Origin of the sequence: Ralstonia sp. RL (genome assembly GCF_001683835.1) — a bacterium.
GTDB lineage: Bacteria > Pseudomonadota > Gammaproteobacteria > Burkholderiales > Burkholderiaceae > Ralstonia > Ralstonia mannitolilytica.
Map to the genome: position 1 here is coordinate 121383 of NZ_LWRX01000250.1, position 15142 is coordinate 136524.

A 15142-nucleotide genomic window follows, 5' to 3' on the forward strand; every position below is an offset into this window, starting at 1 on the left:
GTGGTCTCCGGGCGTGCTTTCTGATGGGGCCGGCCGCGCCCCCCCGGCCTGGCGGGATGAAAAAGACATCGCGGCACGGCTGTGATGACGGTTGCGTCGACGGGGCCGATTCAGGCGCCGCGCGGCTCTTCGGCGAGGCTGTCCGTTGCGGCCGGCCTCACGCGCACGTACCAGGCTGCAGACATGAGCGCGACCCAGCCGGCGCCGACGTACAGGGCCACGCGGGTGTCTTGCATGTAGCCGAGCACGCCGATCACGAACAGCATGAACGCGATGGCCAGCGCCGGGCCCACCGGCCACAAGGGCACCTTGAACTTGAGCGCGCGCAACTCTTCGGCCGACAGGCGGCGGCGCATGGCCACCTGCGACAGCAGGATCATCAGCCACACCCACACGGTCGCGAACGTGGCGATCGACGCGATGATGACGAAGACGTTCTCGGGAATCAGGTAGTTCAGCACCACGCCACCCAGCAGCGCGCCGGCCATGGTGAGTACCGTGACCCACGGCACGCCCTGGCGCGACGTCGCCGCAAAGACGCGCGGCGCCTGGCCTTGCTCGGCCATGCCGTACATCATCCGGCCCGCGCCGAAGATGTTGCTGTTGATGGCCGAAATGGCCGCCGAGATGACGATCAGGTTCAGCACCGCCGCCGCAGACTGGATGCCCAGTCCCGAGAAGATCTGCACGAACGGGCTGCCCTGCCCGTCGATGCCGGTCCAGGGGAAGATCGCCATCAGCACGCACATCGTCAGCACGTAGAACAGCAGGATGCGCGCCGGCACGGCGTTGATCGCCTTGGGGATGACCTTGTCGGGGTCCTGCGCCTCGCCGCCGGTAATGCCGATGATCTCCACGCCGCCATAGGCGAACATGACGACGGCGAACGAGGCGATCAGGCCGCCCACGCCGTGCGGCAGGAAGCCGCCGTGCGACCACAGGTGGCTCAGGCCGGGCGCATGGCTGCCGTTCAGTTGCACGCCGAGGAAGAGGATCACGATGCCGCCGGCAATCATCGCGCCGATCGCCACGATCTTGATGAGCGCGAGCCAGAACTCCATCTCACCGAACACCTTCACGTTGCACAGGTTCAGGCCGCAGATGAGCAGGACGATGCCCAGCACCCAGATCCACTGCGGCACCTCCGGAAACCAGAAGCCCATGTAGATGCCGAAGGCGGTCACGTCGGCCAGGCAGACGATGACCATCTCCAGGATGTACGTCCACCCGGTCAGGAAGCCCGCAAGCGGCCCGAGGTTGTCCCGCGCGTAGCGGCCGAACGAGCCTGAGACCGGCTGCCGCACCGCCATTTCGCCCAACGCCCGCATGACCATGTACACGGCCGCGCCGCCAATCATGTACGCGAGGATGACCGCCGGCCCGGCCAGCTGGATGGCCGATGCGGACCCGTAAAACAGGCCCGTACCAATGGCCGAGCCGAGCGCGAGAAAGCGGATATGCCGCGCGCGCAGGTTGCGTTGCAGGTGGTTCAAACTGCCTCCTCTCTGGATGGGAGCCCCCCCGCGGGGCTCGTCGCCGGGGCGTGCGGATCTGCGTCCGGTGATGCCGGGGCGACGTGGGGCGTGAGCTGCGGTACGGCTGCGGGCGGCATGGCCTCCAAGCGATCGCTCGCCGTACATACAACACATCGATAACGACAATGTTCTTGTATATACATATCGAGACAAATTAGGGCATTCCCGAAGTTGCGCGAACGGCAGCCCACTTCGGCCCTGCTGTGTGAGGGCCATGCATGCGGAAAAAGCGAAAGGAAATTGCCGCCCGGGAAGCGTCGGCGGCGCGGACGTCAGCCGGCCGTTGTCACACCCAGCCCAGCCCGCCGGCCAAGGCGCCAAGGCCTACCAGAATCAGCGGATGGACGCGGGTGAAGGTGCACGTCAGAACCGTGGCGACCGTCAGGGCGATGGTGCCGAAGCTGTTGTCGGCACCGCGCGCGAGGATCCAGCCGGTGGAGAACAGCAGCCCGATGGTGAGCGGCGCAAGGCCACGGCGCACCAGCGCGATCCAGCGCGCATCGGGGGAGCGGTGCATGACGCGCGCGATCACCGCCGCAATCACGCACGACGGAAGGCAGATGCCCACCAGCGAGGCGATCGCCCCCGCCAACCCCGCCGCCTGCCAGCCGAACAGTTCGACGAACAGCACGTTGGGGCCCGGTGCCGCCTGCGAGATGGCATACATGGCGCTCAACTGCTCGCTGGTCATGTAGTGGCGGGTATCGACCAGAAACCGGTGCATGTCGGGCAGCGTCGAACTGGCCCCGCCGATGGACAGGAACGACAACACGAGGAAGTGCCAGAACAGGTCGAAGGCGGTGGCGAGATGGCTCATCGCATCGCCCTCCACTCGAGCACGAGGGCGAGCGGGATCAGCACCAGCATCACCCACACCAGCGGCCACTGCAGCACGCCGATCGTCAGAAACACCGCCAGGCCGACACCGATGGCGCGCCACGTGCGCGACTGCCCCTGCGCCAGCTTGACGGCCGTGGTCAGCACCAGCCCCGCCGCCACGGCCGCCATGCCCTTGAGCAGGTTCTGCACCAGCGACAGCCCGCTGAAATGGTCATACAGCAAGACGATCAGCAACAGCAGTACGGCCGGCGTGAACACCAGCCCGCTCAGGGCCGCCGCCGCACCGCGCACGCCGTGGTAGCGGTAGCCGAGCATCACCGAGAGGTTGACGACATTCGGGCCCGGCAACACTTGGCCCAGGCTCAGCAACTCGGCGAACTCGGCATTGGAAAGCCAGCGGTTGCGATCGACGATGCCGGCGCGCGCAAACGGCAGCACGCCGCCAAAGCCCGACAGGCCCATGCGCGCAAACTCGGTGAAGAGCTTGCGGCAGGAAGGAGCATTGGCCGCCGGCTCGGCGTGCGGGTCGGTCATCGCGTCAGGCCGCTTCCGGTGCAGGCTTGGGCAGCGAGAGCTTCGGATCGCGCAGCTTCGGCTCGAGCACCTTGCCTTTGCGTGCGCGCTTGCCGGCGTACGGCTCCTGGGCGCGCGTGGTCATCGTCGTTTCGCTGACCTTGCCGCCCCGCGGGCCGGCGCCCGTCAGCACGAACCCGGCTGGGCCGAAGGCGAGCGCCTGTGCGAGCGTTTCGTTCTTCTCGAGCTCCATCAGGATCACGCCGCGGCCGCCGCTGGAGAGCGTCTTCAGTTCGGCAATCGGGAACAGCAGCAGGCGCCCGTTCGCCGACAGGCACGCCACGCCGTACGCGTCTGCGGGCACCGGCGCCGGCTTGTTCGGCTGGTCGCCTTCGTCCAGCGTCAGGAACGCCTTGCCGGCCTTCTGACGGCCGACCATGTCGCCCACCTTGGCCATGAAGCCGTTGCCGCCGCGCGTGGAGATCAACACGTTCTGCTCGACGTTGCCGGCGAAGGTGTGGGCGATGTGCGTGCCTGGCGCGAGCTCGATCAGCGTGGTCAGCGGCACGCCGTCGCCACGGCCGCCGGGCAGGTTCGCCACGGCCACGGAGTAGACGCGGCCGGTGCCCTTGTCGTCGCGCGTGCCGAAGATGAGCAGCGCATCGGTGGTTCGGCACTCGAAGGTGTCGTACAGCGCATCGCCCGCCTTGAAGCCGAACTGCGTGGCGTCGTGGCCATGGCCCTGGCGCGTGCGCACCCAGCCCTTCTGCGAGACGATGACCGTGACGGGTTCGTCGATCACCTTCACTTCGGCGGCGGCGCGGCGCTCCTCCTGGATGAGCGTGCGGCGGTCGTCGCCGTATTGCTTGGCGTCGGTCTCGATCTCTTTGATGATGCGACGGCGCATCATGGTTTCGGACTTCAGCAGCACGTCGAGGTCGGCCTGTTCTTCGCGCAGGCTCTTCAGCTCCTGCTCGATCTTGATGGCTTCCAGGCGCGCGAGCTGGCGCAGGCGGATTTCCAGGATGTCCTCGGCCTGACGCTCGGTCAGGTTGAAGGCCTGGATGAGCGCAGCCTTGGGCTCGTCGCTCTCGCGGATGATGCGGATGACCTCCTCGATGCGCAGCAGCACCATCTGCCGGCCTTCCAGGATGTGGATGCGGTCTTCCACCTTGCCCAGGCGATGGCGCGTGCGGCGCGTGACCGTGGCGAAGCGGTAGCTGATCCACTCGCGCAGGATCTCGGCCAGGCCCTTCTGGCGCGGCCGGCCGTCCATGCCGATCATCACCAGGTTGATGGCCGCCCCCGACTCCAGCGACGTGTGCGCCAGCAGCGCGTTGGCAAACTCCTGCTGGTCGATGTTCTTGCTCTTGGGCTCGAACACGAGGCGCACCGGCGCATCCTTGCCCGACTCGTCGCGCACCGCATCGAGCAGGCCGAGCATCGTCTGCTTCATCTGCAACTGGTCCGGCGACAGCGACTTCTTGCCCGCGCGCACCTTCGGGTTGGTCAGCTCTTCAATCTCTTCGAGCACCTTCTGCGACGAGGTGTTCGGCGGCAGCTCCGTCACCACGAGCTGCCACTGGCCGCGCGCGAGGTCTTCGATCTTCCAGCGCGCGCGCACCTTGAGGCTGCCGCGCCCGGTCTCGTACACCTGTGCAATATCCGTAGCCGACGAGATGATCTGCCCGCCGCCCGGAAAGTCCGGGCCCGGCATGTACTGCATCAGGTCGGTGCTGGTGAGCTTGTCGTCGCGGATCAGCGCCACGGCAGCATTGGCGACTTCGCGCAGGTTGTGCGACGGAATCTCGGTGGCCATCCCCACCGCAATGCCCGATGCACCGTTGAGCAGCACGAACGGCAGGCGCGCCGGCAGCAACTTCGGCTCTTCCATCGAGCCGTCGTAGTTCGGCACGAAGTCGACCGTGCCCTGGTCGAGCTCCTCGAGCAGCAGGCGCGAGATGGGCGTGAGGCGTGCTTCTGTGTAGCGCATCGCCGCCGCGCCATCGCCATCGCGCGAGCCGAAGTTGCCCTGGCCGTCGATCAGCGGATAGCGCAGCGAGAAATCCTGCGCCAGGCGCACCAGCGCGTCGTAGGCCGACTGATCGCCGTGCGGGTGGTATTTACCGAGCACGTCACCGACCACGCGCGCGGATTTGACGGGCTTCGCGTCGGCGCGCAGGCCCATCTCGTGCATCGCAAACAGGATGCGGCGCTGCACCGGCTTCTGGCCGTCGGCCACCTCGGGCAGCGCGCGGCCCTTGACCACGCTGATGGCGTAGTCGAGGTAGGCGCGCTCGGCATAGGCGCCAAGGGTGAGCGCTTCGGCCGGCTCGCTGGGGTCGAAGAGGATGTCTTGTTGTTCCATGGAGGTTCAAGCGAAAGCGGCGCGCTTCAACGTGGCGGCGCCGCCAGGATCAATGTTGGGGAATGTTCTTGGCCACGCCGGTGGCCGGGTCGAGTACGAGTTCGATGCGCGCCGGGCGGCCCGTCCGGCCGGGCTTGCGCGTGGCCATGACGCCGTCGGCGCTCGCGTTCATCATCCCGGGCGCGGCGCCCACCGGGTTGTAGTAACGATAGAACTGCAGCACCGTCTTCACGTAGTTCTGCGTCTCGGCGTACGGCGGGATGTCGTTGCCATGCTTCTGCACCGCGCCCTCGCCGGCGTTGTAGGCAGCGAGCACGAGTTCGAGGTTGCCCGAGAACATGCGCAGCAGGTCGCTCAGGTAGCGCACGCCGGTGGTGATGTTGGTCTTGGGGTCGGCCAGCTTCTGTGCGGCGCTGCGGCGCGCGTCGCTCGTCACGCCGTAGCGTGCGCCGGTGTCCGGGATCACCTGCATCAGGCCGATCGCGCCCTTGGGCGACACGGCCTGCGGGTTGAAGCCGGATTCGGCGGCAATCACGGCCTTCACCAGGGCGGGATCGACGCCGTGCCTGCTTGCGGCTTGGCGAATCAGCGGCTCGACCGTCGGCACGTTGGGGTGCTGCAGCACGGCGCGCACGAGGCGCTGCCGCATGCCGGTGCCGTTGTCGAGCGCATCGCGCTTGCTGGCGTTGAGGTAGGCGTCGGCATCAGGCAGTTCCGTGGCGGGCAGCGCGATGGCGGTGTCGGCCTTGTCGCCGGCCTTGTCAGCATTGCCGCCCACGGCGGCGCCCTTCATGAACAGCACGTAGCGGTCGTCCAGCCGCTCGGACGCGAAATGCGCAAGACCGTTTTCGTCGATGTAGCCGTAGACGTCTGCGCGCGCCGGCTGGCCGGCCAGCAGGGCCAGCGCCGTGAGCACATAAGCGAAACGTCGGAACAGCATCATCGTTGTCGGTTGGCTATCAGATATCGGCTTCGACCTCGTTGCCGCGTGCCTCGAGCCATGTGCGGCGCGCGCCGGCTTCACCCTTGCCCATGAGCATGTTCATCACGCCCACGGTCTGCTCCATGCCCAGGTCGCCCAGCGACACGGGCAGCAGGCGGCGCGTATCGGGGTTCATGGTCGTTTCCCAGAGCTGCTCGGCGCTCATCTCGCCCAGGCCCTTGAAGCGGGAGATCTGCCAGGCGCCTTCCTTGACGCCATCCTTGCGCAGCTTGTCTTCAATGGCTTCGAGCTCGCCGTCGTCCAGCGCGTAGAGCTTCTGCGCGGGCTTCTTGCCGCGCGCCGGGGCATCGACACGATACAGCGGCGGACGGGCCACGCACACGTGCCCGCGATCGATCAATTGCGGGAAGTGCTTGAAGAACAACGTGAGCAGCAGCACCTGGATGTGCGCGCCGTCCACGTCCGCGTCGGACAGGATGCAGATCTTGCCGTAGCGCAGGCCCGACAGGTCGACCGCCTCGTTCGGACCGTGCGGGTCCACGCCGATGGCGACTGCAATGTCGTGCACTTCATTGTTGGCGAACAGGCGGTCGCGCTCGGTCTCCCAGGTGTTCAGCACCTTGCCGCGCAACGGCAGGATGGCCTGGAATTCCTTGTCGCGGCCCATCTTGGCCGACCCGCCGGCCGAGTCGCCTTCCACCAGGAAGAGCTCGTTGCGGGTGACGTCGTCCGATTCGCAATCGGTCAGCTTGCCCGGCAGCACGGCCACGCCGGAGCCCTTCTTCTTCTCAACCTTTTGCGCCGCGCGCGTGCGCGCCTGCGCCTGCTTGATGACGAGTTCGGCCAGCTTCTTGCCGTGGTCGACATGCTGGTTCAGCCACAGCTCCAGCGCCGGGCGGCTGAAGGTCGACACGAGCCGCACCCCATCGCGGCTGTTCAGGCGCTCCTTGATCTGGCCCTGGAACTGCGGGTCGAGCACCTTGGCCGAGAGCACGAACGAGGCACGCGCAAACACGTCTTCGGGCATCAGCTTGACGCCCTTGGGCAGCAGCGCGTGCATCTCGACGAAGCTCTTCACGGCCTGGAACAGGCCTTCGCGCAGGCCGGATTCGTGCGTGCCGCCGGCGGGCGTCGGGATCAGGTTGACGTAAGACTCGCGCACGGGCGAGCCCTCTTCCGTCCAGGCCACCACCCACGACGCGCCTTCTCCGTAGGCGAAACCCTCTTCGCCGGGCTTGTCGGGGTCGGCAAAATGTTCGCCCTCGAACAGCGGGATGACGGGCTCGGCACCGCTGCCCTGTGCGAGCGATTCGACGAGGTAGCCGCGCAGGCCCTGGTCGTATTGCCATTCGAGCGTCTCGCCGGATTTTTCCAGCGTGAGCGTGACTTTCACGCCCGGCAGCAGCACGGCCTTGCTGCGCAGCAGGCGCTGCAGCTCGGCCTGCGGGATGTTCTCGGAATCGAAGTACTTGGCGTCGGGCCACACGCGCACCCGGGTGCCGCTCTTCTTCTCGCCGCGCTCGGCTTTGCGGGTCGTCAGCTTCTCGATAACGTCACCGCCCGAGAACGCAAGCGTCGACACATTGCCGTCGCGCCACACCGTCACTTCGAGCCGCGTCGACAGGGCGTTCGTCACCGACACGCCCACGCCATGCAGGCCCCCGGAGAACGCGTACGCGCCGCCACGGCCCTTGTCGAACTTGCCGCCCGCGTGCAGCCGCGTGTAGACGATCTCGACCACCGGCACGCCCTCTTCCGGGTGGATGCCGACGGGAATGCCGCGCGCCTCGTCTTCCACCGTCACGCTGCCGTCCTTGTGCAGCGTCACGGCGATCAGCTTGCCGTAGCCGCCCAACGCCTCGTCGGCGGCGTTGTCGATCACTTCCTGCACGATGTGCAGCGGGTTGTCGGTGCGTGTGTACATGCCCGGCCGTTGCTTGACCGGTTCCAGGCCCTTGAGGACCTTGATCGACGATTCGCTGTATTGGGAGGTTTTGCTCATGGAAGGCGGAAAGACAGGCAGGCTCAGGGTTGCCCCGAGCACCGGAATGCAGCGCGCATTGTAAAGGAAGCTGTCTTTGACAATGCGGAGGGATGGTCAGCGCCCAAATGCGACCCCGAGCCGACATTGGGCCGACATCCCGCTGACATCCAGGCGGTTTACACGTTGCCGGCGCGCTTGCCTTCGAGAGCTTCCCAGCGCTCCAGCGCCTCCAGCAGTTCCAGCTCGATGGCTTCGTGGCGTTCGGCCAGCTTCTGTGCGCGTTCCGGGTCGCGGGCGTAGATCGTGCCGTCCTCGAGTTCGGCGCCGACCTGCTTCTGCTCGGCTTCCAACGACTCGATCCGTGCCGGCAGCGCATCCAGCTCGCGCTGCTCCTTGTAACTGAGCTTGACGGTGGCGCGCTCGCGCGGCTTGGCGGCCTCGGGCTTCTTCTCCTCGGCGACGGGCCTGGCGGCCTGCACGATCTGCGCCGAACGCGCCGACTGCGTCTGCCAATCCGAGAACCCGCCCACGTATTCGCGCCAGCGGCCTTCGCCCTCCGCCGCAATCACCGACGTGACGACGTTGTCGACGAACGCGCGGTCGTGCGAAACCAGAAACACCGTCCCGCTGTATTCCTGCAGCAGTTCTTCGAGCAGTTCGAGCGTGTCGATGTCCAGATCGTTGGTCGGCTCGTCCAGCACGAGCACGTTGGCCGGCCGCGCAAACAAGCGCGCGAGCAGCAGCCGGTTGCGTTCACCGCCCGACAGCGATGCCACCGGCGAGCGCGCCCGTTCCGGCGGAAACAGGAAGTCGCCCAGGTAGCTCATCACGTGCTTGCGCTGGCCGTTGACTTCGATCCAGTCGCTGCCTGGGCTGATGGTGTCGGCCAGCGAACGGTCGAGATCGAGCTGCGCGCGCATCTGGTCGAAATACGCCACCTGCAGGTTGGTGCCGTTGCGCACCGTGCCGGAGTCGGGCGGCAATTCGCCGAGGATCAGCTTGAGCAAGGTCGTCTTGCCGACGCCGTTGGCGCCCAGGATGCCAACCTTGTCGCCGCGCAGGATGGTGGCGGAGAAATCGTCGACGACGGTCTTGTCGCCGTAGCGCTTGGTCACGTCGATCAGCTCGGCGACGATCTTGCCGGAGCGATCCCCCTGCGAGACCTCGAGCTTGACGTTGCCCTGCACCTCCCGGCGCGCGGCGCGCTCGACGCGCATCTGCTCCAGGCGTGCCACGCGGCCAACGCTGCGCGTGCGCCGCGCTTCCACACCCTTGCGGATCCACACCTCTTCCTGCGCGAGCAGCTTGTCGAAGCGGGCATTTTCCAGCGCCTCGGCTTCGAGCTGCTGCGCCTTGCGTGTCTGGTACGCCGTGAAGTTGCCGGGATACGAGCGCAGCTTGCCGCGATCGAGCTCGATGATGCGCGTGGCAACGCGGTCGAGGAACGCGCGATCGTGCGTGATGAACAGCACGCTGCCGCGAAACGCGAGCAGCAGGTCTTCGAGCCAGCGGATGGACTCGTAGTCGAGGTGGTTGGTCGGCTCGTCCAGCAACAGGATGTCGGGCGCGCCCACCAGCGCCTGCGCCAGCGCGACGCGCTTGGTCAACCCGCCCGACAGCGAGCCGATGCGTGCGCCAGGCTGCAGGCCGAGTTGCGCGATGGTGGTTTCGACCCGCGTACGCAGTTGCCACGCGTCGGCGGCTTCGAGTTGCGCCTGCAGGGCATGCAGCGTGTGCAGCGCGGCTTCGTCGTGCGAATCGCCCATCGACGTGATGAGGGCTTCGTATTCCGCCAGCAGGCCCGCCGCATGCGGCACACCCATCGCGACGGCTTCGGCCACGGTCTGGTCCGGATCGAACACGGGCTCCTGGGGCACGTAGGCCGAGGTCACGCCGCTCTGGCGGGCGATCAGGCCGTCGTCGGGCGCGGTCGTGCCGGCCACGATCTTGAGCAGCGACGATTTGCCCGTACCGTTGCGGCCGATCAGGCCAACACGCTCGCCAGCTTCCAGCGAGAAATCGGTGTGATCGAGCAGCGCCACGTGGCCGAACGCCAGTTGCGCATCGGTAATGGAAAACAGGGCCATGCCGGATAGAAGAAAGATGCGGGCCGTGTGCGGCCAGAAGGCGCGTATTGTAGTCGCCCCGCCCGGTATTGGGCCTGTGGCGCATTGCGCTCGGACATCGCGGTGCTATAACGCTTGTGCCGCCGGGCGCGCTTTGCCGCTCCGGCCGAGGCCACCCACTCCTCATCCAAGGAAACACGATGCGCGGACTATTCGGCTTGTTGATCGCCCTGATCATCGTAGGCATTCCGGTGCGGCAGATCCTGTTGCGGACCGGCTTTTCACAATGGTGGGCGCTGCTGGTGCTGGTTCCGGTGGCCAACCTGGTCGGCCTGTGGATCTTCGCGTTCTCCAAATGGCCGCGGCAGTCTGCGCAGCCGAACGACGTGCTGCCCCACCAGGGCTGAATCCGTGATACCAAAGAAAACGGCCCGCTTTCGGCGGGCCGGAAGAGTCTCTCCTCGATGCCTTGCGAACAAGACATGGGCGGAGCATAGCGCCCCTTCTCCATGTCGGGCAGTCAGGACAAACCCGGTAAGGACAAACGCGTAACGCCAAGGCCGGCGCGGCTTCGCACCGCAACAACGCATGCTGCGTCAACGATGCGCAGCATGCACCGCAGAGCTCGCCTGCGCAGCGGGTCGATGGTGCAACCCATCCCGATACGCACATCGGGTGTGCGTCGCGCACCACTGGAATGCACATCCGCGCCGCGGCATCTCAGCGCAAACGATCCGCACCTGCTGCCTGCTTACAACACCCCGGCCAGGCCCGGCCTCCACATGGCCCCATCGCACCGTATCATGCGGCAGGCCCTTCCGGTCACGAGCCGGACATAACGATAAGGCGGGCCGCGATTTTTCTCCGGGGGATACAACCATGCTGTTCTTCAAGCGCACGCTGCCCGCCGCAGCGCTGCTCTCTGCCGTGCTGTCCACGCTGGTGCCGGGCACTGCCCTGGCCTCTTCCACACCGGTGCTGGACCGCATCCGCGATACGGGCACCGTGCGTGTCGCATATCGCGAAAGCTCCGTGCCGTTCTCGTTCTACGACGCCGACAGGAAACCCGTCGGCTACGCGATGGACCTCTGCCTGCGCGTGGTCGACAAACTGCGCGCCGACCTCAAGCGGCCCGACCTGAAAGTCCAGTACGTGATGGTCACCTCGTCCAACCGCATTCCGACGATCACCGAAGGCAGGGCCGACCTCGAGTGCGGCTCGACGACGAACAACCGCGAACGCCGCGAAAAGGTGGCCTTCACCATCCCGCACTACATCGCCGGTATCCGCATGATCGTCAAGACGTCATCGGGCATCCGCAAGTGGGAGGACCTGCGCGACAAGACCATCGTCACCACCAAGGGCACCACCAGCGTGGCCGAGCTGCGCAAAATGAACGACGTGCGCGTGCTGAACATGAAGTTCATCGAGGCGAAGGATCACGCCGAATCGTTCGCGATGGTCGAGGCCGGCAAGGCCGATGCCTTCCCGATGGACGACGTGCTGCTCTACGGCTTTCGCGCCAACGCCAAGAACCCCGGCGACTACGCCGTGGTGGGCGACATGCTGACGGTCGAGCCCTACGCGATCATGCTCAGCAAGGACGACGCCGAGTTCAAGCGCCTCGTCGATCGCGCGATGACCAACATCATCCTCGACTACGAAGCCGAGAAGCTCTACAAGAAGTGGTTCCAGCAACCGATTCCGCCGCATGGCGCGAAGCTGGACATCCCGATGAGCTTCCTGCTGCGCGATTCGTTCAAGTACCCGAGCGACAAGGTCGCCGACTGATCGAGAACGTCCGAAGCTTCACGCCGCCGTCTTGAACGGCGGCGTTTTTGTTTGCGGTCGGTCAGTGCCGCGGAAGCATCGGTCTGCCGAGCATGCGCGAGAGCACGGCCTCCGGCGAGTGCGTGCGGTCGGCAATCGCGGCCGGGTCCAGGTAGAACGTCTGCTCCACCATCGCGCGGCCGCGCATGGCCGCGTGCAGCGCCTGATCGCTGAAGACGACCCACGTGGCACCCGGCGCGAACTCGAAGGTCTGCTGCGGGGCGCTGCGCTGGTATTGCAGGTCGGCCTTGGCCAGATCGTGCAACTGGAGCATGCGATGGTCGTATTCCGAGCGCGGGCGCTTGGTGATGTGCAGCTTGTCCATCAGCCACGACTGGCCCGGCCACATCCCATGCGTCTTCGGCACGAAGCGCTGGGCAAAATCGGCAAACGGCTCGCCGATGCGCCATACGCGCGGCGCATCCGGGTCGACGTTGTGAAACACGCGCAAGAGCCGCTGGCCGTGCAGCGGGTTCGACGGAAAGGAATCGACATGCAGGCGCGTATCGTCCTTGCGCCAGCTCACGGGGCGGCCGGCAATCTGCGCCGGGCGCAGCGACGTGCCCGCCCGCTTCAGGTGCGGGCCGTAATCTGGAAACAGCGTGAGGACGAGGCGCTCCGCGGCATCGGCATAGCGGCGGATCAGCGCTGCGAGATCAGCCAGGTCTGCCGGTTCGCCCACCGCGCCGCGCACGGCGGTCTCGTTGGCGCGCAGGTTGATGTTCTTGGTTTTGCCGTCAGACCAGCGCGCGTCGAGAAAGCGCTGCTCGCGCGCATCGAGCGGAAAATCCAGATCGGGAAAATGCAGCACGTTGCCGCGCTCGAGCGCAGCGCGCATGGCAACGGCTTCATCGGCCGTGACATGGGGCGCCCATTCCCGCACCGGCCAGGGCACCACCATGTCGATGGCCGGCGGCTCGGCGGACGTTGCCTGGGCGGGATGGCGATGCTGTACCGACGCGTCCGTCGGCATCAAACCCTGCTGCGTGCTTCTCATGACCTGATCAATCGCTGATTGAAATAATCGCGAATGATAGAACGGCGGCCTGCTCAGCGCATCGTCAGCGAATGCAACGTCGTATGTCATACGGCCGTATTGGGCGGCCGGGGTTTAGGTCAACAGTAAAGCCGGAGCCGTTACAGGAAGTGCTTGACGACCTGTTCTTCCAGCCCGACAAACCGCACGAGCTGGCGCGAGCCGTCGGGAAACTGCTTGATGACGTGGCCGTCCGGCGTGTCGGTGTGGCGGAAGTAGATGGGGCGATCGACCGTCGCTGCGCGATGGGCCGGCAGGAAGCCTTGCAGCGATGATTCCACCGTCCACGGATCGTCCCGTTCTTCGGAAATCAGCATGTTGGTCGCCTGGAGGTTTCTTGCTTGGGAAAGGAAGCATAACGTTCGGCCACAATCGTGCAAAGTTCGTAATACTTAAATCTGGCTTCTTCGACCGATCGTTCGTTCGATTTACCGTTTGCGGCGGGGCGCGCCCGCGCACATTGTGGGGCGCGCCCGACAAAACCCATGCCATCATCAATGTTTCACAGTGTTCTGATCGCAGCCCGCGCCGGCGGGCTTGCCGCCCTCGATGCGTGACGCCTCCCGCTCCTGGTTTTCCGCCGTGCGTGTTCGCATGTTGCGCGCGTTCGAGCGCAAGCTCCGGCAAGCGTCGCGCATGTCGCGCAATGGACTGCGGTTCACGATCTTCCTGGCCGGCGCGATGGCCGTCGCGGTGTTTTCGCTCGTGTTTTCATGGCTGGCAGACACTGCGCTGGCGTGGCAACGCGCGTTGCACACGCACACAGCGTGGGTCGCGTGGGCCTTGCTGCCGCCGGGCCTGGCCGCGGTGCGTTGGCTGACGCTCCGGGTGGCGCCGCAGGCGCGCGGCAGCGGCATTCCGCAGGTCATCGCCACCCAGCACCTGCCGCCGTTTGGCCTGGCGCAGACCACGCTGGCGTCCTTTCCGCAGGCGCTCTGGAAGATCGCGCTGACAGCCGTGGCGCTGTTCCTCGGGGCCTCGGTGGGACGCGAGGGGCCGTCGGTGCAGGTCGGAGCGGCGGCCATGCTGGCGTGGGGCCATTGGTGGCAGCACCGCGCCGGCGTGCGTGTCGGCTTCCATGCCCAGGCGCTCCTGACGGCCGGTGCGGCCGGCGGCCTGGCGGCGGCGTTCAATACACCGCTGGCCGGGGTGGTCTTTGCCATCGAGGAGCTGGGCAAGGGCGCTGCGCTGCGGTGGGACCGGCTGGTGCTGGCCGGCGTGCTGGCCTCGGGCTTCCTGTCGCTGGCGGTGGTGGGCAACAACCCGTACTTCCGCGTGCACGAACCGATTCTTTTTCTGCGCGAGGCGTGGCCGTGGATCGTCATGGCGGCGCTCGTCTGCGGCGTGTTCGGCGGGCTGTTCGCCAAGCTCTTGCTGAGCGGCGTGGCGGGTGTGCTCCCTGTGGCCATCGGCCAGCGCGCGCAGCGTCATCCGGTCTGGACGGCGTTCGGATGCGGTGTGCTGATCGCCTGCATCGGCGCCGCCACCCACGGCGACACCTACGGCACCGGCTACGAGCAGGCGGCCGCGCTGCTCAACGGACAGCCGATCGAGACCCACTGGTTTGGCGTGGCCAAGCTCGCGGCGGCGGTCGTGTCGTACTTTGCGGGCATTCCAGGCGGCATCTTCACGCCGTCGCTGGCGATTGGTGCGGGCCTCGGCCAGCATCTGTGGCTGCTCACGGGCGGCCTGGCCGATGAACGGGTGCTCGCGCTGGTGTCGATGGCAGCCTTCCTGGCCGCCGCCACGCAGGCCCCCATCACCGCCAGCGTGATCGTCATGGAAATGACGCGCAGCCAGAACATGATGTTCCATTTGCTCGCCGCCACCCTGCTCGCTTCGTTCGTGGGCCGCCAGTTCTGTCCGCGACCGTTCTATCACGCGGCGTCGCGCGGTTTCCGGCGGGAAGCGCTGGCCGTCGAAGCCGCCTCCGAAAAGGCCGCCAAGGCCTAGCCCGGCTGGCCTTGGCGGCCCAAATTGCGTAGAATCGCCGCTCGCTCGGGCGGCCGTTGGCGTCACCCGGCACA

The 15142-nt window shown here is 66.5% G+C and carries 11 protein-coding genes and 1 pseudogene; 3 read left to right on the forward strand and 9 right to left on the reverse strand.

Annotated elements, in window-relative coordinates:
* Nucleotides 1-110: 110 nt before the first annotated feature.
* The 7 genes from A6M56_RS23425 to A6M56_RS23455 all read right to left on the reverse strand — a co-directional run bounded on the left by A6M56_RS23425 (nucleotide 111) and on the right by A6M56_RS23455 (nucleotide 10270).
* The gene (locus A6M56_RS23425; RefSeq protein ID WP_102079519.1) at nucleotides 111-1493 is read right to left on the reverse strand and encodes an L-histidine transporter HutT; all 1383 of its coding nucleotides are present in this window, start codon (nucleotides 1491-1493) and stop codon (nucleotides 111-113) included.
* Between the two features lie 328 nt (nucleotides 1494-1821).
* Nucleotides 1822-2352, reverse strand: coding sequence for a chromate transporter (locus tag A6M56_RS23430; RefSeq protein WP_045786386.1), 531 nt, complete (start codon nucleotides 2350-2352; stop codon nucleotides 1822-1824).
* Nucleotides 2349-2909 carry a chromate transporter gene (locus tag A6M56_RS23435; RefSeq protein WP_102079518.1) on the reverse strand — a complete coding sequence of 187 codons (561 nt, stop codon included), beginning with the start codon at nucleotides 2907-2909 and terminating at the stop codon, nucleotides 2349-2351. The genes A6M56_RS23430 and A6M56_RS23435 overlap by 4 nt, the downstream gene beginning before the upstream one ends.
* Nucleotides 2910-2913: 4 nt before the next feature.
* Nucleotides 2914-5256 (reverse strand): DNA topoisomerase IV subunit A, encoded by a 2343-nt coding sequence (gene parC / locus A6M56_RS23440; RefSeq protein ID WP_045786384.1) that lies wholly within the window; start codon nucleotides 5254-5256, stop codon nucleotides 2914-2916.
* Nucleotides 5257-5305: 49 nt separating this feature from the next.
* Nucleotides 5306-6199, reverse strand: coding sequence for a lytic transglycosylase domain-containing protein (locus A6M56_RS23445; RefSeq protein WP_102079517.1), 894 nt, complete (start codon nucleotides 6197-6199; stop codon nucleotides 5306-5308).
* A gap of 16 nt (nucleotides 6200-6215) precedes the next feature.
* Nucleotides 6216-8201: a DNA topoisomerase IV subunit B gene (locus A6M56_RS23450; protein WP_102079516.1), complete on the reverse strand. Its 1986-nt coding sequence runs from the start codon at nucleotides 8199-8201 to the stop codon at nucleotides 6216-6218.
* Between the two features lie 158 nt (nucleotides 8202-8359).
* On the reverse strand, nucleotides 8360-10270 hold the full coding sequence (locus A6M56_RS23455; protein ID WP_062739371.1) for an ATP-binding cassette domain-containing protein: 1911 nt from the start codon (nucleotides 10268-10270) through the stop codon (nucleotides 8360-8362).
* A 179-nt stretch (nucleotides 10271-10449) separates the two neighbouring features.
* Here A6M56_RS23455 and A6M56_RS23460 point away from each other — a divergent pair, with 179 nt between their 5' ends.
* Nucleotides 10450-10656, forward strand: coding sequence for a hypothetical protein (locus tag A6M56_RS23460; RefSeq protein WP_045786380.1), 207 nt, complete (start codon nucleotides 10450-10452; stop codon nucleotides 10654-10656).
* Nucleotides 10657-11128: 472 nt separating this feature from the next.
* Nucleotides 11129-12040: an amino acid ABC transporter substrate-binding protein gene (locus A6M56_RS23465; RefSeq protein ID WP_062739372.1), complete on the forward strand. Its 912-nt coding sequence runs from the start codon at nucleotides 11129-11131 to the stop codon at nucleotides 12038-12040.
* 61 nt (nucleotides 12041-12101) lie between these two features.
* On the opposite strand, the gene kdoO is transcribed toward A6M56_RS23465, so the two are convergent.
* Nucleotides 12102-13052, reverse strand: coding sequence for a Kdo hydroxylase KdoO (kdoO, locus tag A6M56_RS23470; RefSeq protein WP_102079515.1), 951 nt, complete (start codon nucleotides 13050-13052; stop codon nucleotides 12102-12104).
* A gap of 164 nt (nucleotides 13053-13216) precedes the next feature.
* Nucleotides 13217-13432 carry a hypothetical protein gene (locus A6M56_RS23475; RefSeq protein ID WP_045786377.1) on the reverse strand — a complete coding sequence of 72 codons (216 nt, stop codon included), beginning with the start codon at nucleotides 13430-13432 and terminating at the stop codon, nucleotides 13217-13219.
* Between the two features lie 223 nt (nucleotides 13433-13655).
* On the opposite strand from A6M56_RS23475, the pseudogene A6M56_RS23480 reads away from it, so the two are divergent.
* Nucleotides 13656-15068: pseudogene (locus A6M56_RS23480) on the forward strand (chloride channel protein); the annotation flags it as partial.
* Nucleotides 15069-15142: the final 74 nt, after the last annotated feature.

Coding starts and splice junctions, on each gene's coding strand:
- A6M56_RS23460 (WP_045786380.1), top strand. CDS start 10,450: ATGCGCGGACTATTCGGCTTGTTGATCGCCCTGATCATCGTAGGCATT.
- A6M56_RS23475 (WP_045786377.1), bottom strand. CDS start 13,432: ATGCTGATTTCCGAAGAACGGGACGATCCGTGGACGGTGGAATCATCG.
- A6M56_RS23465 (WP_062739372.1), top strand. CDS start 11,129: ATGCTGTTCTTCAAGCGCACGCTGCCCGCCGCAGCGCTGCTCTCTGCC.
- kdoO (WP_102079515.1), bottom strand. CDS start 13,052: ATGCCGACGGACGCGTCGGTACAGCATCGCCATCCCGCCCAGGCAACG.
- A6M56_RS23430 (WP_045786386.1), bottom strand. CDS start 2,352: ATGAGCCATCTCGCCACCGCCTTCGACCTGTTCTGGCACTTCCTCGTG.
- A6M56_RS23445 (WP_102079517.1), bottom strand. CDS start 6,199: ATGATGCTGTTCCGACGTTTCGCTTATGTGCTCACGGCGCTGGCCCTG.
- A6M56_RS23450 (WP_102079516.1), bottom strand. CDS start 8,201: ATGAGCAAAACCTCCCAATACAGCGAATCGTCGATCAAGGTCCTCAAG.
- parC (WP_045786384.1), bottom strand. CDS start 5,256: ATGGAACAACAAGACATCCTCTTCGACCCCAGCGAGCCGGCCGAAGCG.
- A6M56_RS23455 (WP_062739371.1), bottom strand. CDS start 10,270: ATGGCCCTGTTTTCCATTACCGATGCGCAACTGGCGTTCGGCCACGTG.
- A6M56_RS23435 (WP_102079518.1), bottom strand. CDS start 2,909: ATGACCGACCCGCACGCCGAGCCGGCGGCCAATGCTCCTTCCTGCCGC.